Source organism: Nocardia sp. NBC_01503 (assembly GCF_036327755.1).
Classification (GTDB): Bacteria; Actinomycetota; Actinomycetes; order Mycobacteriales; family Mycobacteriaceae; genus Nocardia.
On record NZ_CP109596.1, the window covers coordinates 5339408 to 5361599 of the forward strand.

Consider the following 22192-nt stretch of genomic DNA (forward strand, 5'->3'; position numbering starts at 1 on the left):
TCCCGCCTGCGCTCAGTCGGCCGCGCTCAGGAGCGCACCGAGGTGCGGCCGCGGTGCAGGCGACCGAAATGCCCCGGTGACTGCCCCTTCCAGGTGCGGAAGGCCGAGGCGAACGCCGACACGCTGGAGTAGCCCAGTCGTTCCGCCGCCTGTTCGACGGTGAGCCCGGCGATGAGCAGCTCCTCGGCGAGCAGGCCGACCGTCTCGGTGCTCAGCTCGCGGAAGGTGGTGCCCTCCTCGGCGAGGCGGCGGCGCAGGGTGCGCACGCTGACATCCAGATCCGCGGCAATGCGCGCCTGGTCCGCCGAGCCGCCGTGCCGGATCAGAAGTTGGCGTACCCGTCCGCTGAGGCCGGTGCGGCTGTGCCTGCTCTCCATCAGATCGTTGCACTGCTGTTCGTAGAAGCGGGCCGTGGACATATTCGCCTGCGGCAGTGGGGTTTGCAGGGTTGCCGCCTGAAAGCTGATGCGGGACTGCGGCATCGAGAACGCCACCTCCTCGACGCCGAAGACCGCGCCGAACATCTCGTAGATGGGATGGGCTTCGACGTAGAGCTCCACCCGGACCGCGGGCAGGCGCATGGGCAGCAGGTCCTGCTGAATCGTGGCGATGGCGGCCAGATCCCGCTCCAGGGTGAAGCGGCGGATGTCGGGGGGTAGCGCGCTGTCATCGCGTACCACCGCCACCTCGGACCCCCTATCCTCGATGTAATGGTGTGCGGCGGTGAAGGACAGGTCGGCGTAGCGCAGCGCGATATCCATGGCTCCACGTAGATTCGGAGCGCTCATCAGCGCGAAGCCGAGGACGCCCATCGAGGGCGGATGGCAGAGCAGCCCGGCCAGGAGACCCAGTCCGGGTTCATCCTCGATGCCGACGACCACATTGCGCATGATCGAGAATTCCTGCCCCAGCGTGATTTCCGTGGAGGGGTCGCGCAGATCCGCTTCGCCGATACCGGTTTCATGCAAAACCGACCGTATGGTGAGGCCGCGACCCAGGGCGAAGTCGGCCAGCAGGGCGGTGCTGGTGATGGACCGCAGTTGCGCCAACTCTTCCGTCACTCAGGCATACTCGCAAACTTTCGGCTTCCCCGGGCCGTTACCGGCCGGTAAGTTGCCTGGGTACGGCCCATATTCGTCGATTCCTGGCCCATTGCCAGCTGGTCGCTCGAAAACCTCAGCCATACGGTGAGATTCATGCGTACAGCGCTTATCGCATATTCCGAGGTGCCGTCTGCCGGAAAGGTCGGCCCGCCGATGCTCATCGTGATCGCACCCGCCGATGGCAGGGTGGTCGACACCATTCCCGCCCACACCCCCGAAGCGGTTCGCGATACCGTGGATCGGCTACGCGATAACAGCGTGCTGTGGCGGTCGCTGGGCGTGGTGGGGCGCATCCACTGGCTGTATACGTTCCGGAACTGGTTACAGGACAACAGGTCCGGGCTCGCCGCGCTACTCGGGCTGGAGACCGGCAAACCCGAAGCCGAGGCCGATGCCGAGTTGGCGCTCACCCTCGAAGCCCTGGATCACTACCGCACCCATGCCGCCGAATTCCTCGGCGGCAGAATGCCGCAGGCGGCAATGCGGCCCGGCGCGGCCATGCAGCTCGCCGTCGCCCATCACTCCTGCGCGGTGGTCGGGGTGATCGGCCCGTGGACATATCCGTTGGCGCTGGCCATGTTCGACGCCCTGCCCGCCCTGCTGGCCGGTGCGGCCGTGGTCGTCAAACCCTCTTCACAGACCCCGCTCACCATGCGCGCCATCACCGCCGGCTGGGCAAGTACCGGCGCGCCAGGGGTTTTCGAGACGGTGACCGGACACGACGCCGGTCCGGCCGTGGTCGACCATGTGGACTATGTCCGCTTCACCGGCAGCGCCGAGACCGGAAAGGTGGTGGCGCTGCGCGCCGCTGCCCGGTTGATCCCATGCTGTCTGGATCTGGGCGGTAAGTCCGCGGCGGTGGTGCTCGCCGACGCCGATCTCGACAAAGCGGCCGCGAGTATCGCCCTCGGCGGATTGGCAAATAGCGGGCAAAATCCCAATGCGATCGAGCGCGTCTATGTCGAAAGTGCGGTCTACGACGCCTTTCTCGACAAACTCGTCGATGAGGCCGCCGCCTTCGGGCCGATTCTGGGCGATGACACCGCCGTCGGCGTCATGACCTCCGCCAAACATATCGACGTGGTTCGCGATCAGGTGCGCGACGCACTGCTCAAGGGCGCGATCCTGCGCTGCGGCGGCACCGCCTCCGGGCACAGCTTCGAACCCACCGTCCTCGCCGATGTCGATCCCACCATGGCGGTGCTGACCCAGCAGACCCTCGGCCCGGTACTGCCGGTGGTGCGCGTCGCCTCGGCCGGTGAAGCCTTCGAACTCGCACTGCGACCACCCGGTCCGCCGTGCGTGAGCGTGTGGACCGGGGATATCGCGGTCGGCGCTCGCGCGGTGGGCCGGTTCGCGCCCGCACCCGTCGGAGTGAACGACGTATCGGTACACGTGGCCCGTCCCGCGCCGTACTAGTCGGACGAGGGCCAGACGGCTCCCACCCCGCCGCCCTGTCCCCGGCGGGTCGGGGTGGGACCTCGCGTCATCAGGAATGGGCCTGCCGGAGTGACGGGTAGGTTGTTGCGGATGGGAGATGAGACGACGCCGAAGACCCTGCTGCACATCTGCGCTCGCGACGAGTGGGAGGCGGCCGTGGCGGCGGGGGAGTACCGCGCGCCCTCGCTGGCGGAGGTCGGATTCATTCATCTCTCCGAGCCGTATCAGGTGCACCTGCCCGCCAATCGGCTCTTCGCCGGGCGCGCGGATATGGTGCTGCTGCGGCTGGATCCGGAGCTGCTCGGGGCCGAGGTGAAGTGGGAGCCCGGCGTGCCGACCGATCCCGAATCCATGCGCTTCCCGCATCTGTACGGTCCCCTGCCGATCGCGGCGGTCGTGAAAATCACCGCCTATCAGCCAGGACCGGACGGTTTGTACAGCGCGCTCGCCGAGAGCTGAGCTGATCCACCGGCATCCGGCCACCCTGTCCTAATCTGGACGGGTGAACGTCGATGTGACAGCGCTGCCCGGTATCGGTGTGCGGAAGGATTTCGAGGTCCGTTCGGGGCGTCGGATCGGGGTGGTGGCGCATCGGGACGGCACCATCGACCTGATCGTCTCCCAGCGGGACGACCCGGACGCCTGCCTGGCGCAGGTCCCGCTCACCAGCGATGAGGCCGCGGTCATGGCCAATCTGCTGGGTGCGCCGCAGTTGGTGGAGAAGCTCAAGGAAGACCACCGCGACCTACCCGGAATCACCACCCGCCAACTACCTATCGGCGGCAATTCGCCCTATCGCGGCCGCATGCTCGGCGAGACCGGTATGCGCACCCGCACCAAAGCCTCCATCGTCGCGGTGATGCGCGCGGGCCAGCTACACCCCTCGCCCGGCCCCGATTTCGTCCTGGACTCCGGCGACCTGCTGGTTGTCGTCGGCACGCCGCACGGACTGGACGCGGCCGCCCGCATCCTGGCCGACGGCTGAACCGGTGGACTCGACCGGCCTAGCCCTGATCGAACTCGGCGCGATCCTGTTCGCGCTCGGCATGATGGGCCGGTTCGCCGCCCGCTTCGGCATGTCGCCGATTCCGCTCTATCTCCTGGGCGGGCTCGCCTTCGGTGAGGGCGGGATCATCGAGATGCGGGCCGCGGCCGAGTTCGGTCATCTGGCCGGTGAGATCGGCGTGGTGCTGCTGCTCCTGTTGCTCGGATTGGAGTACACCGCAGCCGAATTGGTCACCGGACTGCGCCGGGGCTGGCTCGCGGGTGTGCTCGACATCGTCGCCAATGCGACACCCGGCGCACTGGTGGCACTGTTCCTGGGCTGGGGGCCGGTGGGTGCGGTGACCATGGCGGGCGTCACCTATATCTCTTCCTCCGGAATCGTCGCCAAGGTACTCAACGACCTTGGGCGACTGGGTAACCGCGAGACCCCGGTCATCCTGTCGATCCTGGTGTTCGAGGATCTGGCCATGGCGGTGTACCTGCCGATCCTGACCATGATGCTGGCCGGAGTGAGCTTCGCCAGCGGGATGAAATCCCTGGCCATCGCATTGGTCGCGATCACCGTGGTGTTGCTGGTGGCATTGCGGTACGGGCGCTATGTCTCGGCCGTGGTGGACAGCAATGACAATGAGGTCTTCCTGCTCAAACTGCTGGGCGCGGCGCTGCTGGTCGCGGGTGCGGCCTCCGCGCTGAATGTGTCGGCCGCGGTCGGCGCGTTCCTGCTCGGTATCGCCATCTCCGGATCGACCGCGACGGAGGCGGCCAAACTCCTGGAGCCGCTGCGAGATCTGTTCGCGGCCATATTCTTCGTGGCCTTCGGGCTCAATACCGATCCGCGCGCCATCCCGCCGGTGCTGGGCTGGGCCATCGCCCTGGCCGTGATCACCTCATTGACCAAGATCGGCACCGGCTGGTGGGCCGCTCGACGGCAGGGCATTCGCCGGATGGGCCGGGCGCGCGCGGGCGCCGCCCTGGTGGCGCGCGGCGAGTTCTCCATTGTCATTGCCGGGCTGGCGGTTTCGATGGGCGGGGTGAGCCATGAGCTGGCCGCTCTGGCCTCTGCCTATGTACTAATTATGGCCGTACTGGGGCCGATCGCCGCCCGCGTGGTCGAGCCTGCCGTCCGGTTCTTCCAGCGCGACCGCAGCAGCGGACTCGATCCCGTCGCCGGGATCTGAAGGGACGGCGGCCCTTTCGGCGGTCGGCCCGGTCCGGGTGATCGAGTTGCGCCAAGCCAGCAGGCGGCGCGATGCCAGCACCGCCAGACCACCGAGGACGAAACCGATGATGAGCGCGAGCAAATGGCCGTAATCGGTGAAGGTCGGACCGTTCCAGAGCGCGTAGCCGTACCAGATCAGCAGTCCGACAGCGTAAATCAGGCGAACCCGGCCGCGTAATCGATACGCCATCACCGCGAGCATGGCCGAGATTCCGTAGCTCGGGCCGACATCCGACGCCACCGTCACCCGGAACGGGATCATATCCCGGGCCACCGCATGCGAAATCGCGCTCACCGTGAGCAGAGTCGCGCCGACATGCCCGGCCGCCACCACCAGAATCCAGCGCAGTGAACCCAGCCAGCGTTCGGCCAGTGCCATCACCGTGAGCAGGATGAGAATGTCACCCCACGGGAAACCGCCATCGGTCCAGAAGGCCGAGGCGAGCAGCACCTGAATCGGATCACGCTGCATATTGCGCAGATTCGTCGACGCCGACAGGATCAGGTGACGGCCGACGATATCGCTGGCCCCGCGCAGCGTCCACCAGGTGACGAAGAGCGTGAAGGCGTAGGCGATCGAGGCCGGGGCCACCGCCAGCAACCGCTGATAGGCGCTCGCCGCCCGGCGGAATCGCCGCGGACGCCGCCACCACGCACTCACCATCCGGATCTCATCGCCGATATCGACGGAGTCGACCCAGGGTGGGTGGTACGTGCGCAATGTCATCCGCAGGGGTCCGTTCTCGCGTGTGCAGGGGATCGTCACCGTGTGAACCGACGTCCCGCCAGGGCGTCGTTCTCATCGTATCCCGAGGTCAGGCCGGTTCGCAGCGGCACAGCGCGCAGGGTGGAAGTTACCTGCGGTAATCCGCCGGGAAAGCGGTGGTTACGGCACAGCAACATGGGTCCGGAGGATGGAGAGCAGCATCCCGTGTCCACCTCCGAAGGAGCCTGAATGAGCGTGTACCACCAGGGCATCGGCGGTACCAACTACAGCTTCGACGGGCTGGTGGAGTTGCTGGCCAAGGCCACGCCCAAGCGCAGCGGGGATGAACTGGCCGGGTGCGCGGCGGAATCCGACGCCGAGCGGACCGCGGCGCAGTGGGCGCTGGCGGAGCTGCCGTTGAGTGTCTTCCTGAACGAACCGGTGGTGCCGTACGAGACCGACGAGGTCACGCGGTTGATCTTCGATACCCACGATCGCGTTGCGTTCCAGGCGATTTCGCATCTCACCGTGGGTGGGCTGCGGGACTGGTTGCTCGCCGTCGCGGCCACCTCGGATGCCGGGAGCACCCTCGCCGCCGTCGCGCCCGGGCTGACTCCGGAGATGGTGGCGGCGGTCTCCAAGCTCATGCGCAATCAGGATTTGATCGCGGTCGCCAAGGCCACCGAGGTGACGGCCGGATTCCGGACCACCATCGGATTGCCGGGAACGCTCGCCACGCGCCTGCAACCCAACCATCCCACCGATGATCCACGCGGGATCGCCGCCGCGGTGCTGGACGGCTTGCTGCTGGGCTGCGGGGACGCCGTGATCGGGATCAACCCGGCCACCGATTCACCCAAGGCCACCGCTGATCTGCTGTACCTGCTCGACGAGGTGCGCCAGCGCTTCGATATTCCGACCCAGTCCTGTGTGCTCTCACATGTCACCACCACCATGGGATTGATCGAGGCCGGTGCGCCGGTGGATCTGGTATTCCAGTCCATCGCGGGCACCGAGGGCGCGAACTCCGGCTTCGGCGTGAATATCTCGCTGTTGCACGAGGCCGACGAGGCCGGACGGTCGCTGCGGCGCGGCACCGTCGGCGACAATGTCATGTACCTGGAAACCGGTCAGGGCTCGGCACTTTCGGCGGGCGCACACCTGGGCACCGGCGGAAAACCCGTCGATCAGCAGACCCTGGAGACCCGCGCCTATGCAGTGGCCCGTGATCTGGATCCGTTGCTGGTCAATACCGTGGTCGGATTCATCGGACCCGAATACCTCTACGACGGAAAGCAAATCATCCGAGCCGGGCTGGAAGACCATTTCTGCGGCAAACTCCTGGGCCTGCCCATGGGCGTCGACGTCTGCTACACCAACCACGCCGAAGCCGACCAGGACGATATGGACACCCTGCTCACCCTCCTCGGCGCGGCCGGTTGCGCCTTCGTCATCGCCGTCCCCGGCGCGGACGACGTCATGCTCGGGTACCAGAGCCTGGCCTATCACGACGCCCTCTACGCCCGAAAAGTCCTGGGCCTGCACCCCGCCCCCGAATTCGCCGCCTGGCTCGAGCGCCTCGGCATGATGAGCGCCGACGGCCGCATCCTGCCCGTGGAGCCGCTGTCGTCACCGCTGCGCGCCCTCGCCAGTGCCTCTTGAGTAGGGAAGTACGTTGATCCGAGACGAATTCGACTACCCGCGCGCGAACGAAGCGGACTATTCATCGCACCGCACAGTGGGATCGCACGGCGATTCGCCGGACCCCGGTGGTGCTGTGCGCGGTGGTTCGTTGGACCTGAGTGCGGCTGTGGCCGGCGATTCGCCGAACTCGGGTGGTGCCGTGCGCGGGGATTCACCGAACCCGAGCGGGACTGTGCCTGGCGGTTCGCCACCCGCGAGCGCGGGGGCGCGCGGCGGATCGCCGCTCCCACAGGCGGGGCCGGATGCTATTGCCGCCCGGGCATTCTGGGCCGAACTGCGGCGGAACACGCAGGCGCGCATCGGCTTGGGCCGGACCGGTGACGCGCTGCCCACCGCCGACGTTCTGGAGTTGCGGGCCGCGCATGCCGCTGCCCGCGATGCCGTGCACAACCCTCTCGATGTGGAAGTGCTTGCAGCACAGGTGAAATCCCTCGGCCTGGGCGATCCGGTGCAGGTGCGCAGCCGCGCCGGTAGCCGCTCCGAATACCTGCGCCGCCCCGATCTCGGGCGCCTGCCCGGCGAGTCCGAACTTCCGGCGGGGCAGGGTATTTCCGCCCTCGGTCACAGCGGCGCGGATATCGGCGTGGTGCTCGCCGACGGCCTCTCGCCGCGCGCGCTCACCGACCACGGCGCACCCATGCTCGCCGCCCTCTTCGATGCGCTCGGCGACCGTTTCACCTTCGCTCCGCCGGTCATCGCCACCCAATCGCGGGTGGCCCTCGGCGATCACATCGGCCATGCGCAGGGCGTCGGCACCGTTCTGGTCCTCATCGGCGAACGCCCGGGCCTCTCGGTCGCCGACAGCCTCGGCATCTACCTCACCCACCTCCCGCGCCCGGGCCGCGCCGACTCCGAACGCAACTGCGTCTCCAATATTCACCCGCCCGAGGGGCTCGGCTACGCCCGCGCCGCCCAAGTCACCGCGGGTCTCATCGAAGGCGCTCGCCGCCTCGGCCGTTCCGGAGTGGACCTCAAGGACACCTCCGCCGACCTCGCACTCGACACCTCGGACCCGCTTGTTCTGGACGTCGAGTCGGCCTAGCCCATCGGTGGCCGACAGTTCGACACCTCCTCGTAAGGGATCTCGAGGACACCTCAGCCGACCTCGCTCCTACCGTGCTCAGCGTGTCCGCCGCGAGCGCGGCACCAGCCCGCTCTGTGCGTGATGGGTGCCACCCCGATATGTTGTCGCGGTGAGCGGATCGGTGCGGCTGGCACGTGTGGCGAGGGCACTCCCGGCGGTGGCCGGGGTGCTGTTGTCGACGCAGCTGCTCGCGTTCACCTACGCGATTCGCAAGGCGCGGCAGTCGCCGCGACTGGGCGCGGATGTGATCGTGGTGCTGGGTTGCCGGCTCAAGCGGGGTAGGGCCGGGCCACTGCTGGCATCCAGGCTGGAACGCGGGCTGGAGGTGTACCGGGCGGAGGTGGCCGCGGGTGGCGACCCGATGATGGTTGCCTCGGGCGGGCAGGGGCACGGGGCGACCGTCACCGAGGCCGACGCCATGGCCGACTACCTGGAAGACGCGGGTGTCCCGGCCGGAAAGATAGTGCGGGAGAACAGGTCTCGCAATACCGAGGAGAATCTCCGTTACACTGCGGCCGAGCTCGCGGCACGGCTGCCCGCCGATACGCGAATGACGGTGGTTACCAGTGATTTCCACGTCCTGCGCACCGCCGCGCTGGCCCGGCGGCTCGGCCTGCGCGCCCAGGTGGTGGGTGCGCGTACTGCCCGCCGGTTCGTTCCCAAGGCATACCCGCGCGAATTCGCCGCTGTCCTGATCTCATTTCGCCCCGCCGACTGGTAGGCCGCCGACTGGTATTCCGGATCATGGCGAGCCCGCCTTGGTGCGCAGGTCCAGGCGGCGCATGACCCGGTCGACCACATCGGGGGCGATTCCGGGTTCGCGCCGCGCGGCCAGTGCCTCGGCTCGCCCCGCTTCCAGGACCTCATTACTGATGGCGCGCATCTGTGTCGCGAAGGCCACGGTGCGGTCGGTGTTCATCCGGGCATTGCTGTCGGCGGCCTCCGGATCCGCCTGTGCCAGACGGCGTTCGAAGCCGTCGCGCAGGCGTTCGTAGACCTCCTCCGGGAGTGCCTCGGTGGTCGAGATCTCTTTCAGCCGAGCGAGTTCGGCCTCCAGGACGCGGGTCCACAGCTGTCGTTCCATGGCGCGCTCGTGCACGGTGTCCACATGCACGCCGGTCGCACGCACCACGGTGGGCAGGGTCGGGCCCTGCAGCAGCAGGGTGAACAGCGCCACCGCGAAGGCCGTGAACAGGATTTCGGTGCGGCCCGGGAAGGGGTCGCCGGTGTCGGTGGTGAACGGAACGGCCAGTGCCAGTGCGACTGTCGCGACTCCGCGCATTCCCGCCCACCAGGTGACCACGGTCTCGCGCCAGGTGTACGGCTCATCGGCCTCGCGGTCGCGCCACCAGTTCTGGAAGAGCGCGGTGGTGATCAGCAGCCAGATCAGCCGCAGCCCCACCACCACGCCGATGACAACGGCCGCTCCGCCTATGAATTTCGGCCAATCCGGTCCGGCGTCCCGCAGGACCGTGCTCAACTCCAGGCCGATCAGCCCGAAGGCGAAACCGGTGACCAGCATCTCGATGATCTCCCAGAACGAATCACCGATGAGCCGATAGTCGCTGGAGCTGAAATCGGTTGCGGCATCGGTCAAATACAGCGAACACACCAGCACCGCAAGCACCGCCGAACCACCGCGCGCATCCGAGACACCGTAGGCGGCGAACGGCAGCAGCAGCCCCAGCGCGACCTGCCAGGGCGCCTCACCGAGTCGGCGCATGAGCTTGCTGCCCGCCCAGCCGAAGAGCAGTCCGACCCCGACCCCGACCAGCGCCGAGACGGCGAACTGGCCAGCCGCCGCCCAGGCCGAGAACTTTCCGGTGACCACCGCCTGAATCGCCACCGAGTAGATGACGATGGCGGTCACATCATTGAACAGGCCCTCGCCCTCCAGCACCGCGACCAGGCGGCGCGGCAGTCCGAGCTTGCCCGCCAGCGCCGAGACCGCCACCGGATCCGGTGGCGCGACCAGTGCGCCGAGCGCCAGCGCCGCCCCGACCGGGACGGCCGGGTACCAGGCGCGGAATGCCCAGGCCACGGCCACGGCGGTGACAATGACCAGCACTACCGCGCGCAGGCTGATCGCACCCCAGTTGTCGGCGAAGGTTCGCCACGAGGTGCGCCGGGCCGCGGCGTAGAGCAGGGGCGGCAGGATCAGCGGCAGGATCATCTTGGGGTCGATGTGGATCTCGGGGACCTGCGGTATCAGTGCCAGGACCACGCCGAATGCCGTCATGAGCACCGCGGGAGCCTGGCCGAGTCGCTTGCCGAGCGGCTGGGCCAGGATCGTCGCGAACAGGACGACGAAGATCAACTCCATTTGATGCGCCACGCCAGACAGTTTGCTGCGCGTATGCCAGAAAGTCGACCAGGTGGTCCGTGTTCTCAGGCGAACCCGGTGCAGTTCTCAGGCGGCCGGGGAGAATCTCAGGAAAGCCGGGGCGGATAACCGCCGCGCTCGGGGGCGTACAGCGGCGGCTGCGGATACTGATAGGGCTCGGGGCTGTGCGCGACCGAGTACTGCTGCGGCGAACCGGGACTCGGTCGGGGCGCATCGGTATTCGACTGCGCCTCGGTCGAATTCGCCTGCAGCGACCACGGATCGTGCCGCACCGGCGCCGGGCGTACCGGCTCCTTCACCCGGCTCGCCTCATCCACCTCGGTCAGGCCGACGTGGATGAGCAACACCATGGTCACCATGCTGACGCTGATCATCAGTGGCGCGAGCAATTCCATCGCGCCCGCGCCGTGCGGCATACTCGCGTGCTCGGCATGATGTGCGCTCATCGAGGCCATGCCGGTGTAATGCATACCGCACACCGCGATACCCATGATCAACGCGGCGCCGACGGTGGCGAGAATCCCGTTGATATTCAACGTGAACCACAGTGCGACGATCGACGCGACCACGGCGATAATCATGGACAGGGTCACCAAACCGGCGTTGTAATCGATGATCGCATCGGACTTCATGGCGTACATGCCCGAGTAATGCATGGCGCCCACGCCGGTCCCGGTGATGGTGCCGCCGACAGGCAATTCCCAGCCACCCCAGCGGCCGGTCGCCACAATAGCCAACCCGATCCACACCACGCCCATGGCAATGGCCGCGCTCAGCAGTGTGATCGGAACGTTGTAGCGAATCGTCGCACCATGAATGGAAAACCCCAGCATGGCAATGAAATGCATAACCCAGATGCCGGTTCCGCCGATGGCCACCGCGGCCGCGATGAGCCAGCCGCGCCTTCCCTCGCCGGTCCGAGCACGTGCCGTGCACCGGAGCCCGAGCAGACATCCGGTGACGGACATGATGTAGGCCACGACGGGAGTGACCCATCCATAGCTGAAGTGGCTTATTTCCAGCACTCGAACTCCATTGCCAGAACAAAAGTTTCGCGATCGCGTCTGCGACGTGCGAAGAGTACCGGCCGGTAGCCCGATTGGGAAATTGAAATGAGAATATTTCGTACGTATTGGCCCGATCCGGGAGAAACGGTGCGGCGGATCGGGTTCCGAATCAGTGCGCGGCCGCCGCGGCGTTCTCGATCAGCTCGGCCACCGTGCCCGGTCGCGATAGCGCGCCAGGCCCGCGCGCAGGCCGCCGCCGAACCCATTCGCGCCCGGATCGATCTGACCGATGTGCTGTGCGCGAGTGGCTCATCCGGCGAGGCCCGCACCACCCTGGAACGAGCGCGTGGTCTGTCGATCGCACGCGGCGCGCTGACGGGTTCGCGAAAAAGATGTCGACGGGTCGAATCCTTTCCCGATCGTGCCGACTCTTATGGTGGTGACTGTTCAACCGAGACGAGAGATCGCGCCCGAGCGCGCGCGCAGCCCTGTGGCGGAATCACCGGCACCCGAGTCGATCGCCGGGGAGGCGGGCATGGAACACGGATGGGCCGGTGAACTACTGGTCGAGGCGGCCCAGCGCGGTGACCGCGAGGCGATCGCCACGGTGGTGGAGGGCGCGCATCCGCACGTGCGCCGTTTCGCCCAGCACCTGTGCGCCTCACCCGACGACGCCGAGGATGCCGCCCAGGAGGCATTGATCATCCTGTACCGAAAGATCGGCACCCTCCGCGCCACCGGCGCCATCGCCTCCTGGATGTTCCGCATCGTCCGCAACGAATGCCTGCGCCGCGCCCGGCGGATGCTCGACGGCCCGCCCCGGATCGACCTGGGCGACAACGACTTCGCGATCTCCGCAGAGGACGAGGTGCTCCGCCGCCTGGAGGTCGCTCACCTCTCCGACGCGATCGCGGCACTGCCCGCCATCCAACGCCGGGTCCTGATCATGCGAGACATCCTCGGCTACTCCGGCCGCGCCACCGCGGACACGCTCGGATTGAGCACCGCGGCAATGAAATCCCAGCTCCATCGCGCCCGCGCCGCCCTCCGGCAAAGCCTCGACGCGACCCGCTGACCCACTCCGTCCCGAAGGAAACACAGCCATGCTGACACCCGGATCTCCCATGCCCGCAATCGAACTCGAAGACACCACCGGTCGAACCCGGTCCCTGCCCGGCCAGCGGGCCACCCTGATCTACTTCGTCCGATCCACTTCGTGCCCGATCTGCACCCACCACGTCCGTGACCTCATCGCTCACCGAGATGTCCTCGACGCCAACAACATCCAGGTCTTCATAGCCATCCCTGAAGACGCCTCCACCGGATCCGCGTGGAAGATTCGCCACGCGATACCTTTCCCGGTCCTGGTCGGCACCGCCACCACCCCGCACGAATCGATCGGCCTGTGCCGCAAGGTCTTCGGCTCCATGCAGCAATCCGGCACCCTCCTCATCGACCGGAACGGCCTCATCAGCCACCTCCGAACCGCCACCCTCCCCACCGCGGGCTACAACCGCAAAGCCCTCCTCGCGGCCATGGACACCCTGCCTGTTTCCTGAGGCTCGCTCGATGCCGCCCGGGAGTTCGCCGGTTGAGCTGATTCCAGAGGAGCCGAAAGTCCCTGCGGTTGTGGGCCATCCGCCGGCAAACGGACGGCATCGGCCTCTCGGCGGATGCCGGTCCCGGGGCGCACAGTCGAACCATGGAACTCCCACAGCGCACCGGGAGCCGGGCCGAGGACAGCGGACTGGCGTGGCGGACAGCGTCGGTCGACGGTATTCGAAGCCGATATCTGGTCGGCGGTACCGGACCGAGCGTGGTTCTGCTGCACGGATTCGGGCTGGCCAATCGCACCTATCGCGCGGCACTCGAGGAGTTGGTGCGCCGCGGAGTACGGGTCTACGCACCGACCATGCCCGGATTCGGTGGCACCGCGGAACTGCCCAGCTCGAAGTTCACCATGCGCGGCTACGCGGCCTGGGTCGCCGCGTTCATCCGCTCCGTGGGCATTACCGAACCGGTGACCCTCATCGGCCACTCGTTCGGCGGCGGCGTCGCCATCATGACGGCCCACGACTCGCCGATCTCGGTGGGGCGACTGGTGCTGGTCAATTCGGTCGGCGGCTCGGCCTGGGTGAACGGCCGCGGCGCGCTGGTCGCGATGCGGAAACGGCCCCTGTGGGATTGGGGCCTGCACCTGCAAGCCGATGTCCTCCCGCTCCCCGAACTGACCCGTGTCCTGCCGGTGATCCTGCGTGACGGAGTACCCGCGGCCCTCACCCATCCCCGAACCTTCTGGCGCGCGGCCACATTGGTCAGAACCCAGGATCTCACCGCCGAACTGGCCGAACTCGGTCGCCGCGGCCTATCGGTGACGATCATCTGGAGCAACGAGGACAACGTGATCCCCGCCGCCGCCACCCACACCCTCCGCACCGCCCACGAAGAAATCCGAACCATCACCGTCGACGGCCGCCACTGCTGGCTCCTGGCCGACCCCACCCGCTTCGGCGAGGTCATCAGCGAGGTCCTCGCCTTCGCCCCCGCCACCGACGCCGCCTCCTGATCCCACGACCTCGGGTGCGCAAGACATAGGGAGAACCTCCCTATGCCGCGACGTGACCGCCGACGGCTCAGCGCAAAATGCCGGCTTCCTTCGCTCGCCGTACTGCGTCGCGGCGTTTGGTGACCTGAAGTTTGGTGAGAATGGCGGAGACGTGATGATCGACGGTTTTGACCGAAAGGTACAGGCGCTCAGCCAATTCGGCATTGGTGAGCCCGTCCTCGAGTAGTCGCAGCACCTCGATCTGGCGCACGGTCAACCCCATCGGATTGGCCAAGGTCGTCGCCCGTCGCGGCGCGGGTACATCGCGTGCGCCGTTCGCGCGCAGGTCGTATCGCACCTTGGCGGCAACGGCGTCCGCGCCGAGCCGATCGAGAATATCGAGTGCGCGCCGGGCGAGGGCCGTGTCGCCGGAGTCGGCCAGGGCGAGCGCCGCATCATAGGGTGTGTCGAGTTCATCGAAGGCCGCAGCGGCGGCCTCGTACTGTCCGGCGGACAGCAGTCGGTACGGCTCGGCCACGGAGTCGGTGCTGACCTGTGCACCGATACGACCCAACCAGATGGCCAATTCGCCTCGCGCCCATTCCAATCCGAGCGCGGGCACGCTGTCGACCAGCGCCAGACACTGATCGAGGCGTTCATCGGCAATCCCGGTCAACCAGTACTTCTCGACGATTGCCGCGGCGACCGGCAGCGTACGCACCGGCTCACCGAAACGGCAGGCCAGTTGCCACGCGAGATCGATTCCGCCGGCGTCGTTCCCGCCGCGGCGCAGCGCGACCACCGCGCGGATCAACAGCGGCCACACGCGAGCCAATGGTGCGCTGGGACTGTCCAGCACCGAGTCGGCGTCGGCAAGCGCGCCCTGCCAATCGCCGATCAGCAGCTTCAGTCGGCTACGCGAACCGAGTTGGACGACATGACAGACGGGAAGATCGTGCTCGACCATCAGGGGCAAGCAGAGATCCAGCAGTTCGGCCGCCGCACCGAGTCGCCGCTGCTCGACATCGAAATACGACAGGTTCGTGTAGCCGCTGGAATAGATCTCGTCGATATGTTTCGGACCGGCGGCGAGAATTCCCAGTAGCCGGTCGCGCGCGACCGGCTGCCCAGCGAGTACCGCGCAGAAACCCTCGATCAGTTCGACGCGCACGCGCAGCAGCGGATCGGCGGCGGCGCAAGCGATTTCGCGCGCACGGGCGAGCAATCGCGTGGCGGCATCGAGTTGGGTCGACTGGACGGCGAGGAACGCTCGCAAGGCGAACGCGTGCCCGATCTGCGTAGAAGTCGCCGGTTCGTCGTCCGCGGCGCCGCCTTCCAGCACCCCTATCGCGGCGGCCACATGGTCGTCGGCGGCCGATCGATTCGAGTTGTACCACTGATAGACCGCCAAAGCGTGATGGTCGGCGCTCACCGCCACATCCGCGCGCATCGTCTCCCGCAGCCGCATGGCATTGCTGCACGCGATGATGGCGTCGTCGAGCCGGTCGGTGAGGTAGTACTCGGCGGCCAGCCGTTCCAGCAGGTCGGCTTCGGCCGCAGGCGGCAGTGTGTGGTGTTCCAGTGCGAGACGGAAGAACTCGGTCGCCTGGGTGTGCGCACCGGAACGCGCGGACACCCGACCGGCTTCGGCGGCGGCCGTCGTGATCAGATCGCGGTCACCCGCGCCCACCGCGTGATGGCTGATGACGGCGGGATCCGGCCGAGCGGTCGCGTAATGGGCTTCGATGAAGCGGCGATGCAGGCTCGGCTCGGCGCCGGGCGGAATAACGCTGGTGACGGCGAGGCGACACAGATCGTGTCGAAAAGCCACTCCGCGATCATTGCGCTTGATGAGTTTGGCGTCGTCGAGTGCGCGCAGCGCGGGCAGCGTGACTCCGAGATCGGTGAGCAGATGGTCCGCGATCGCACCGGGCGCGCAGGTCAGCAAATGCAGGAGATCCCAGGCGGCGGCGTCCAGTCCGGCGGTGCGGGCCAGAATGGCGTCACGCACGGTCGTGGGCAGTGCGTCGGTGCGATGGTCGAGCATTTCGGAGACGAAGAAGGCGTTGCCGCCGGTCACCCGGTGCAGCCACCGAGGATCGACGGGACGATCCCCGGCGAGGGTCGTCACCGCGGCCAGGCTCAGCGGTGGCAGCGTGAGTGTGCGGGCGTGTGGAGACCGTGCGATATCGCCGAGTAGACCACGCAACGGATGGTTGACGCCGACTTCGTCATCGCGTGCTATCCCGATCAGCAACAGGCGGGTGTGCGATACGCGGCGGAGCAGAAACCGGAACAGGTCGATGGTGCCCTGGTCGGCCCAGTGCAGATCGTCGACGATAAGCACCGACGGTGCAGTTCGCAGATTGTCGAAGACCGCCGCGAAAATATCGTAGGACTGATCCCCATTGCGCAGCAGCGTACGCGTGGTGTCGTCGAACCGACCCGCGAGATCGTGCAGCGGTCCCAGCGGCCGGGGCGTGGACAGCGGATCGCATGCCCCCCACAGCACCCGTTCATCCTCGCGCCAACGCTCGAGGAACGTCTCCACGAATGTGGTTTTGCCCGCACCGGATTCGCCACAGACCAGCACCGCCCCACCGTGTCCGGCACGTGCCGCTGCCGCTCTGGTCTCGAGCTCTCCGAGCTCGTACTCGCGCTCGGAGAGCATCACATCGGAAATATTACCGGTGTGCCCGGGCCGCGACCAGCGCCGTAACCGAGTCGGTGAGTGGCCCGGAGCATCTCGTGCGTGCTGAAAATAGGGAGTCGCCCCCCATGAGTTTCGTCCGCGGATGACCAAGCGTAGAAGGCACCGATCGCGACCGCATCGGGTGGTATGGACAGCAACAGGAGAAACGAATCATGACGCGCTTCCTCATCGAGCGAGAAATCCCCGGAGCGGCCGAGCTCACCACGGCCGACCTCGCCGCGATCGCCGAGAAGTCAAATGCCGCAATGACATCGCTGGGTGTCCCGTATCGCTGGATCACCAGTTTCGTCGCGGGCGACAAGATCTACTGCCTGCACGAGGCCGACGACGAGGACGCCATTCGCGAGCACGCCCGCCGGGGTGGTTTCCCGGCGAATCTCGTCGCGGTGGTGGCCGACGAATTCGGCCCCCACACCGCCGACGCCCGGTAACCGAACATCGACCCGGTGCGACCGAAGATTCGAAAGAGGTTATGACAGTGGAGGTTCCCGTGGTCGCGGGTGCGATCGCGAGTGCGGTTTTCGCCTCCAGCACGCTTCCGATGCTGGCGAAAGCCCGGCGGACCAAGGATGTGCGCTCCTACAGCCCGAGCAATATCGCTCTGGCCAACATAGGCAATCTGGTCTACATGGTGTACGTACTGGACCTGCCGCCGGGGCCGATCTGGGCACTACACCTGTTCCATACGATCAGTTCGGCACTGATGCTGTTCTGGTACCTGCGCTTCGTCATTCTCGCCGACAGGGATTCGCGGGAACCTACCCTCGAATCCTGACCCCGGAACAACTCCAACCGTGTACGGACCGCTGAATTCCAGTGCCATCGCTCCTGGCCGACAGCGCGGTCCCGGATCCGGATACGACATCGGGCCGCTGAGCGAAAGCTCAGCGGCCCAATTCGATTCGAAACCTAGTCCAGGTAGTCGCGCAGGACCTGGGAGCGGCTCGGGTGGCGGAGCTTGCTCATGGTCTTGGACTCGATCTGGCGGATGCGTTCGCGGGTGACCCCGTAAACCTGGCCGATCTCGTCGAGGGTGCGGGGCTGGCCGTCGGTGAGGCCGAAGCGGAGGCGGACTACGCCGGCTTCGCGCTCGGACAGTGTCTCGAGGACCGACTGGAGTTGGTCCTGGAGGAGGGTGAAGCTCACCGCGTCCACGGCGACAACGGCTTCGGAGTCCTCGATGAAATCGCCGAGCTGGGAATCGCCCTCGTCACCGATGGTCTGATCGAGGGAGATGGGCTCACGCGCGTACTGCTGGATCTCCAGCACCTTCTCGGGCGTGATGTCCATTTCCTTGGCGAGCTCCTCCGGAGTGGGCTCACGGCCCAGATCCTGCAGGAGTTCACGCTGGATACGGCCCAGCTTGTTGATGACCTCGACCATGTGCACCGGAATACGGATGGTGCGAGCCTGATCGGCCATGGCGCGGGTGATGGCCTGACGAATCCACCACGTGGCATACGTGGAGAACTTGTAGCCCTTGGTGTAGTCGAACTTCTCGACCGCGCGGATCAGACCCAGATTGCCTTCCTGGATCAGATCCAGGAACGCCATACCGCGGCCGGTGTAGCGCTTGGCGAGCGAAACCACCAGTCGCAGGTTGGCTTCCAGCAGATGGTTCTTGGCGCGATTGCCATCGCGCATGATCCACTGCAGGTCGCGGCGCAGCTGAACGGGGAGCTTCTCGCCCTTCTCGGCCAGTTCGCGCAGACGCTCGGTGGCGTAGAGACCGGCCTCGATTCGCTTGGCGAGCTCGACCTCCTCCTCCGCGTTGAGCAGCGCGACCTTGCCGATCTGCTTGAGGTAGGCGCGGACCGAGTCGGCCGAAGCGGTGAGCTCGGCGTCTTTGCGGGCCTGGCGCAGGGCCTCGGATTCCTCCTCGTCCCAGACGAAATCGCCCGAAGCCTTGTCCTTCTCGGTGGGCTCCTCGGCCTCTTCGGCTTCCTCGCCCGCCGGAGCGGCCTCGGTCTCCTCATCGGCGTCGTCCTCGGCGAGGTCTACTTCGACCAGATCGGTCTCATCGACCTCGAGATCACCGAGATCGTCGAGCTCGACGTCGTCGTCGCCGACCACATCGGCTTCGCCCTCGGCGCCCTCGGCCTTGCTCCCGGCCTTTTTGGCAGCTGCCTTTTTGGCGGGAGCCTTCTTGGCAGCGACCTTCTTGGCGGGAGCCTTCTTGGCAGCGACCTTCTTGGCCGGTGCTTTCTTGGCGGCAGCCTTCTTGACCGGCCGTGCTGCGGTGGTGTCTGCGGAGTCGGCTTCGTCGGCCGATTCGGCGGTCTCTCGGGTATTCGTGGCTACCACGTACGCCCTTTCGTGACGGTCTCGTGCGGCGTCACGCCAGAGTGGTGATCCGGCGGAGCGGTCTGTCGGGGGATAACCGGCGCGCATGCCGGGTTGGTTTCACCGGCGCACCGCCGGATGTTGTTCCATTGTAACGATCGAACCAGCCTGCTTACGGCGCGATACCGGCAGACACGGCCATTGCCGCTCCGACAATGCCCGCGGTGTTCTTCAAATCGGCTGCCACAACGGGTGTTCTGTTGGTCAGCAGGGGAATCCATTCGGCGTAGTCACGGCTGATGCCGCCACCCGCCACGAACACATTCGGCCAGAACAGATTTTCCAGCGTGACCAGCACCTTACTCACCTCGGCGGCCCATTCGGGGTAGGTGAGTCCATCGCGATCCTTGATGGACGCGGCGGCCCGATGCTCGGCCTCCTTCCCGTCGACCTCGATATGCCCGAGTTCGGTGTTCGGGACCAGCACACCGTTGTACATCACGGCCGATCCGATGCCCGTGCCGAAGGTGAGCAGCATTACCGAACCGCTCAGATCCTTCGCCGCGCCGTAGCGGTCCTCGGCGAGTCCGGCGGCGTCGGCGTCATTGAGCACCGTCACCTCCCGCCCACCCAGCGCCACCGAGAACAGTGCGCGCGCATCGGTGCCGATCCACGACTTGTCGATATTGGCGGCCGTGCGCACCACCCCGCCGATGATCACGCTCGGCATGGTGATGCCGACCGGACCGTCCCAGCCGGACTGCGCCACCACCTTCGCCACCGCCTCGGCCACCGCGTTCGGCGTGGACGGGTGCGGTGTCGGCACCTTGATGCGTTCCTGGACCAGCTCGCCGGTGGCCAGATCGACCGCGGCGCCCTTGACGCCGCTACCGCCGATGTCGATCCCGAACGCGTGCCCCCGAGCGGACATGACGACTCCTCGTTCTCCCAGTGCTGCCGGTGAATCCCGGCGCGCGGCACGATACCGGCTCCGGCGAATGAATCCGCACGCCCGCCTCACGGCCTGGAGCGGCCGATGAGCTGTGTCGTGCGCGACAAGCCTAATGCGAGGTGTGCCGGATCTGTGCTGCGATGGGGATCGTGCCGGAATCCGATTTCACCTCCACCGCATCGAACACCACCGCGACCACCGACGGGACCGACATCGCCGAACTTCGCCGCATAGCGGTCCATCTGGCCGAAACCGCCGCCGCGCATGTGCGCACCCGACGCCCCCAGGTTTTCGGACCGGGCACGGTCGAGGACGAGGCCGTGCAGTCCAAGAGCACACCCACCGATCCGGTCACCATCGTCGATACCGAAACCGAGGCCCTTGTCCGCCGCCTGGCCGCCCAATTGCGCCCGGGGGACTCTGTAGTCGGGGAAGAGGACGGCGGGACGCTGACGGACGATCCGGAGGCCGTGCAGTGGGTCGTGGATCCCATCGACGGAACCGTGAACTTCGTCTACGGGATTCCGGCGTACTCGGTCTCGGTGGCGGCGGTGCGCGACGGCAAATCCGTCGCCGGAGCCGTCGCCGATGTGGTGCACGAGGTCACCTACAGCGCCGGGCTGGGTCAGGGCGCACACCGCAGCGTCTTCGGCGGCTGGGGCGCGCGGGACGATTCGATCGAGAAGCCGATTCCCTTGCGTTGCAACGCCGTCGACTCGGTCGCCATGGCGCTGGTCGCCACCGGCTTCGCCTACGCCCCCAAGCGCCGTGCCCGGCAGGGCGAACTCATCGCGGAGTTGTTGCCGGAGATTCGCGATATCCGCCGACTCGGTTCGGCCGCACTGGATTTGTGCATGGTCGCCGAGGGTCGCGTGGACGCGCACTACGAGCACGGCCTGAACCTGTGGGATTGGGCCGCGGGCGCGCTCATCGCCGCCGAGGCGGGTGCCGTGCTGACCCTGCCCGCGCCGACCTCGACGGGTGCCGCGGGGGAGTTGGTGGTCGCCGCCGCCCCCGGTATCGCGGCCGAATTATCGGTGCTGTTGGACCGGATCGGCGTCACCACCCCTATCCCGGTTTAACTCCAGCCCGCTAGACACGCCCGTGTACCGAAAAGGAGAATCGCCGCACCCGTCCGGATGCGGCGATTCTCGTATCGGTCACGGCCGGAAGGGTTTTCGGACCGCGTGGAAAATTCCGGAGCAATGAGGTCCGTGCCCGGGCGTCAACGCCCGGGCACCGGTCTCAACACTTGGAGTGTCGGGCCGCGTCGAGCAGCTTGGGATCGATGGCCGGTGTCGTTCCCGGCGCCGGATTCTTCAGCGAGCGCAACACCTCCTCGGCATCGGTGCTGGGCCGGATATCCCGGAACAGCGAGCCGAGCACGAAATCGACGGTGTCATCCGTGCGCTGATCCTCGATGAGCTCCGCGCACGGCGCGACCAACTGCACGGCCGCCGCGGCGGGCCGCCCGTTCACACCGAACCGAATCTGCCCGGTGCACTCCAGATCACCGTTCACGTAGACCGGATCATTGCCGACCTGCACGTCCGGTGCGCTGGCGAAACCGAGATCGCCCAGTTCGGAGGCCACATGCGCGGCCTGTCCGCGCTGGCCGTTGGCGTTGAACACGCGCACCTTGGACTGTGCGAGCGCCACCGGTTCCACATCACGTAGCCGCGATTGCCCCACCCGCTGCCCCAACGGGGCGGCCGCGGGCGCGGCGGTACTGGAGGCTGGACTGGGCGAATTGCACGCCATCGCGCCGGGATCGGCCTCGGTCGTCGTCAGTGCCTTGAACCACACACCGACGCAGATCACGGCGATGACGCCCACCATGGCTGCCCACGGCTCCCAGCGTCGCCGAATGAAGGGCCGCCCCTCGGGGTCGGTCGAATTGCCTTGGGTGATCAGTGAAACCACAGGCACACTCTACGAAAAGCTGACGCGCGTCGCGTGCAAGGTCCCTGATGCGCGTCGCGTCCGATGTCCCCGGTATGTCTCCGGCAGGTCGCGGGAACCCGCCTCGAGGTCTCGGTCCGTTCCCTGGTCGGTGACGATTGATCCTCAGTTTCGAGTCGCGCGTG

The 22192-nt window shown here is 66.9% G+C and carries 21 protein-coding genes; 13 read left to right on the top strand and 8 right to left on the bottom strand.

Annotation, left to right across the window (positions count from 1 at the left end; all coding sequences use genetic code 11):
• Nucleotides 1–26 precede the first annotated feature (26 nt).
• Nucleotides 27–1061: an AraC family transcriptional regulator gene (locus OHB26_RS24120; protein ID WP_330179533.1), complete on the bottom strand. Its 1035-nt coding sequence runs from the start codon at nucleotides 1059–1061 to the stop codon at nucleotides 27–29.
• A 135-nt stretch (nucleotides 1062–1196) separates the two neighbouring features.
• On the opposite strand from OHB26_RS24120, the gene OHB26_RS24125 reads away from it, so the two are divergent.
• The 4 genes from OHB26_RS24125 (at nucleotide 1197) to OHB26_RS24140 (ending at nucleotide 4726) form a co-directional block, all read left to right on the top strand.
• Nucleotides 1197–2522, top strand: a complete 1326-nt coding sequence (locus tag OHB26_RS24125) for an aldehyde dehydrogenase family protein (protein ID WP_330179534.1) — start codon at nucleotides 1197–1199, stop codon at nucleotides 2520–2522.
• Between the two features lie 111 nt (nucleotides 2523–2633).
• Nucleotides 2634–3002 carry a DUF952 domain-containing protein gene (locus OHB26_RS24130; RefSeq protein ID WP_330179535.1) on the top strand — a complete coding sequence of 123 codons (369 nt, stop codon included), beginning with the start codon at nucleotides 2634–2636 and terminating at the stop codon, nucleotides 3000–3002.
• A gap of 43 nt (nucleotides 3003–3045) precedes the next feature.
• Complete coding sequence (locus OHB26_RS24135) at nucleotides 3046–3528, top strand: cation:proton antiporter regulatory subunit (protein WP_067566786.1); 483 nt, start codon at nucleotides 3046–3048, stop codon at nucleotides 3526–3528.
• A gap of 4 nt (nucleotides 3529–3532) precedes the next feature.
• Nucleotides 3533–4726, top strand: a complete 1194-nt coding sequence (locus OHB26_RS24140; protein ID WP_330179536.1) for a cation:proton antiporter — start codon at nucleotides 3533–3535, stop codon at nucleotides 4724–4726.
• Here the strand turns inward: OHB26_RS24140 and OHB26_RS24145 are convergent.
• A complete protein-coding gene (locus tag OHB26_RS24145; RefSeq protein WP_330179537.1) occupies nucleotides 4619–5494 on the bottom strand; it encodes a rhomboid-like protein in 876 nt (291 codons plus the stop codon). The two genes, OHB26_RS24140 and OHB26_RS24145, sit on opposite strands and share 108 nt — an antisense overlap.
• Nucleotides 5495–5722: 228 nt before the next feature.
• Here OHB26_RS24145 and OHB26_RS24150 point away from each other — a divergent pair, with 228 nt between their 5' ends.
• The 3 genes from OHB26_RS24150 to OHB26_RS24160 all read left to right on the top strand — a co-directional run bounded on the left by OHB26_RS24150 (nucleotide 5723) and on the right by OHB26_RS24160 (nucleotide 8982).
• Entirely contained in the window at nucleotides 5723–7135 is a 1413-nt protein-coding gene (locus OHB26_RS24150) for an ethanolamine ammonia-lyase subunit EutB (protein ID WP_330179538.1), read from the top strand.
• Nucleotides 7136–7424: 289 nt separating this feature from the next.
• Nucleotides 7425–8219: an ethanolamine ammonia-lyase subunit EutC gene (gene eutC, locus OHB26_RS24155; protein WP_330185765.1), complete on the top strand. Its 795-nt coding sequence runs from the start codon at nucleotides 7425–7427 to the stop codon at nucleotides 8217–8219.
• 151 nt (nucleotides 8220–8370) lie between these two features.
• Nucleotides 8371–8982: a YdcF family protein gene (locus OHB26_RS24160; protein WP_330179539.1), complete on the top strand. Its 612-nt coding sequence runs from the start codon at nucleotides 8371–8373 to the stop codon at nucleotides 8980–8982.
• Nucleotides 8983–9003: 21 nt separating this feature from the next.
• Here the strand turns inward: OHB26_RS24160 and OHB26_RS24165 are convergent, their stop codons facing one another.
• Together OHB26_RS24165 and OHB26_RS24170 are read right to left on the bottom strand one after the other, a co-directional pair.
• Nucleotides 9004–10596, bottom strand: a complete 1593-nt coding sequence (locus OHB26_RS24165) for a Na+/H+ antiporter (RefSeq protein WP_330179540.1) — start codon at nucleotides 10594–10596, stop codon at nucleotides 9004–9006.
• Nucleotides 10597–10691: 95 nt separating this feature from the next.
• Nucleotides 10692–11630 (bottom strand): MHYT domain-containing protein, encoded by a 939-nt coding sequence (locus OHB26_RS24170; RefSeq protein WP_330179541.1) that lies wholly within the window; start codon nucleotides 11628–11630, stop codon nucleotides 10692–10694.
• A 517-nt stretch (nucleotides 11631–12147) separates the two neighbouring features.
• On the opposite strand from OHB26_RS24170, the gene OHB26_RS24175 reads away from it, so the two are divergent.
• The 3 genes from OHB26_RS24175 to OHB26_RS24185 all read left to right on the top strand — a co-directional run bounded on the left by OHB26_RS24175 (nucleotide 12148) and on the right by OHB26_RS24185 (nucleotide 14178).
• Entirely contained in the window at nucleotides 12148–12687 is a 540-nt protein-coding gene (locus tag OHB26_RS24175) for an RNA polymerase sigma factor (protein ID WP_330179542.1), read from the top strand.
• 28 nt (nucleotides 12688–12715) lie between these two features.
• Complete coding sequence (locus OHB26_RS24180) at nucleotides 12716–13171, top strand: peroxiredoxin family protein (protein WP_330179543.1); 456 nt, start codon at nucleotides 12716–12718, stop codon at nucleotides 13169–13171.
• Between the two features lie 143 nt (nucleotides 13172–13314).
• Nucleotides 13315–14178, top strand: coding sequence for an alpha/beta fold hydrolase (locus tag OHB26_RS24185; RefSeq protein WP_330179544.1), 864 nt, complete (start codon nucleotides 13315–13317; stop codon nucleotides 14176–14178).
• 67 nt (nucleotides 14179–14245) lie between these two features.
• Here OHB26_RS24185 and OHB26_RS24190 read toward each other — a convergent pair whose 3' ends face one another.
• Nucleotides 14246–16828 (bottom strand): helix-turn-helix transcriptional regulator, encoded by a 2583-nt coding sequence (locus OHB26_RS24190; RefSeq protein WP_330185766.1) that lies wholly within the window; start codon nucleotides 16826–16828, stop codon nucleotides 14246–14248.
• Between the two features lie 194 nt (nucleotides 16829–17022).
• Here OHB26_RS24190 and OHB26_RS24195 point away from each other — a divergent pair, with 194 nt between their 5' ends.
• Both OHB26_RS24195 and OHB26_RS24200 read left to right on the top strand, forming a co-directional pair.
• Complete coding sequence (locus tag OHB26_RS24195; RefSeq protein ID WP_330179545.1) at nucleotides 17023–17301, top strand: DUF4242 domain-containing protein; 279 nt, start codon at nucleotides 17023–17025, stop codon at nucleotides 17299–17301.
• Nucleotides 17302–17348: 47 nt separating this feature from the next.
• Nucleotides 17349–17645 (top strand): hypothetical protein, encoded by a 297-nt coding sequence (locus OHB26_RS24200; protein WP_330179546.1) that lies wholly within the window; start codon nucleotides 17349–17351, stop codon nucleotides 17643–17645.
• 134 nt (nucleotides 17646–17779) lie between these two features.
• Here the strand turns inward: OHB26_RS24200 and OHB26_RS24205 are convergent, their stop codons facing one another.
• Both OHB26_RS24205 and ppgK read right to left on the bottom strand, forming a co-directional pair.
• Nucleotides 17780–19174: an RNA polymerase sigma factor gene (locus OHB26_RS24205; RefSeq protein ID WP_442942709.1), complete on the bottom strand. Its 1395-nt coding sequence runs from the start codon at nucleotides 19172–19174 to the stop codon at nucleotides 17780–17782.
• Nucleotides 19175–19325: 151 nt separating this feature from the next.
• Nucleotides 19326–20084 carry a polyphosphate--glucose phosphotransferase gene (gene ppgK / locus OHB26_RS24210; protein WP_330179548.1) on the bottom strand — a complete coding sequence of 253 codons (759 nt, stop codon included), beginning with the start codon at nucleotides 20082–20084 and terminating at the stop codon, nucleotides 19326–19328.
• A gap of 161 nt (nucleotides 20085–20245) precedes the next feature.
• On the opposite strand from ppgK, the gene OHB26_RS24215 reads away from it, so the two are divergent.
• Complete coding sequence (locus OHB26_RS24215) at nucleotides 20246–21187, top strand: inositol monophosphatase family protein (protein WP_442942710.1); 942 nt, start codon at nucleotides 20246–20248, stop codon at nucleotides 21185–21187.
• 163 nt (nucleotides 21188–21350) lie between these two features.
• Here OHB26_RS24215 and cei read toward each other — a convergent pair whose 3' ends face one another.
• Complete coding sequence (cei, locus tag OHB26_RS24220) at nucleotides 21351–22028, bottom strand: envelope integrity protein Cei (protein WP_330179550.1); 678 nt, start codon at nucleotides 22026–22028, stop codon at nucleotides 21351–21353.
• Between the last annotated feature and the right edge of the window lie 164 nt (nucleotides 22029–22192).

Coding starts and splice junctions, on each gene's coding strand:
- OHB26_RS24125 (WP_330179534.1), top strand. CDS start 1,197: ATGCGTACAGCGCTTATCGCATATTCCGAGGTGCCGTCTGCCGGAAAG.
- OHB26_RS24130 (WP_330179535.1), top strand. CDS start 2,634: ATGGGAGATGAGACGACGCCGAAGACCCTGCTGCACATCTGCGCTCGC.
- OHB26_RS24145 (WP_330179537.1), bottom strand. CDS start 5,494: ATGACATTGCGCACGTACCACCCACCCTGGGTCGACTCCGTCGATATC.
- OHB26_RS24150 (WP_330179538.1), top strand. CDS start 5,723: ATGAGCGTGTACCACCAGGGCATCGGCGGTACCAACTACAGCTTCGAC.
- OHB26_RS24175 (WP_330179542.1), top strand. CDS start 12,148: ATGGAACACGGATGGGCCGGTGAACTACTGGTCGAGGCGGCCCAGCGC.
- OHB26_RS24180 (WP_330179543.1), top strand. CDS start 12,716: ATGCTGACACCCGGATCTCCCATGCCCGCAATCGAACTCGAAGACACC.
- OHB26_RS24185 (WP_330179544.1), top strand. CDS start 13,315: ATGGAACTCCCACAGCGCACCGGGAGCCGGGCCGAGGACAGCGGACTG.
- OHB26_RS24190 (WP_330185766.1), bottom strand. CDS start 16,828: ATGCTCTCCGAGCGCGAGTACGAGCTCGGAGAGCTCGAGACCAGAGCG.
- OHB26_RS24195 (WP_330179545.1), top strand. CDS start 17,023: ATGACGCGCTTCCTCATCGAGCGAGAAATCCCCGGAGCGGCCGAGCTC.
- ppgK (WP_330179548.1), bottom strand. CDS start 20,084: ATGTCCGCTCGGGGGCACGCGTTCGGGATCGACATCGGCGGTAGCGGC.
- OHB26_RS24215 (WP_442942710.1), top strand. CDS start 20,246: ATGGGGATCGTGCCGGAATCCGATTTCACCTCCACCGCATCGAACACC.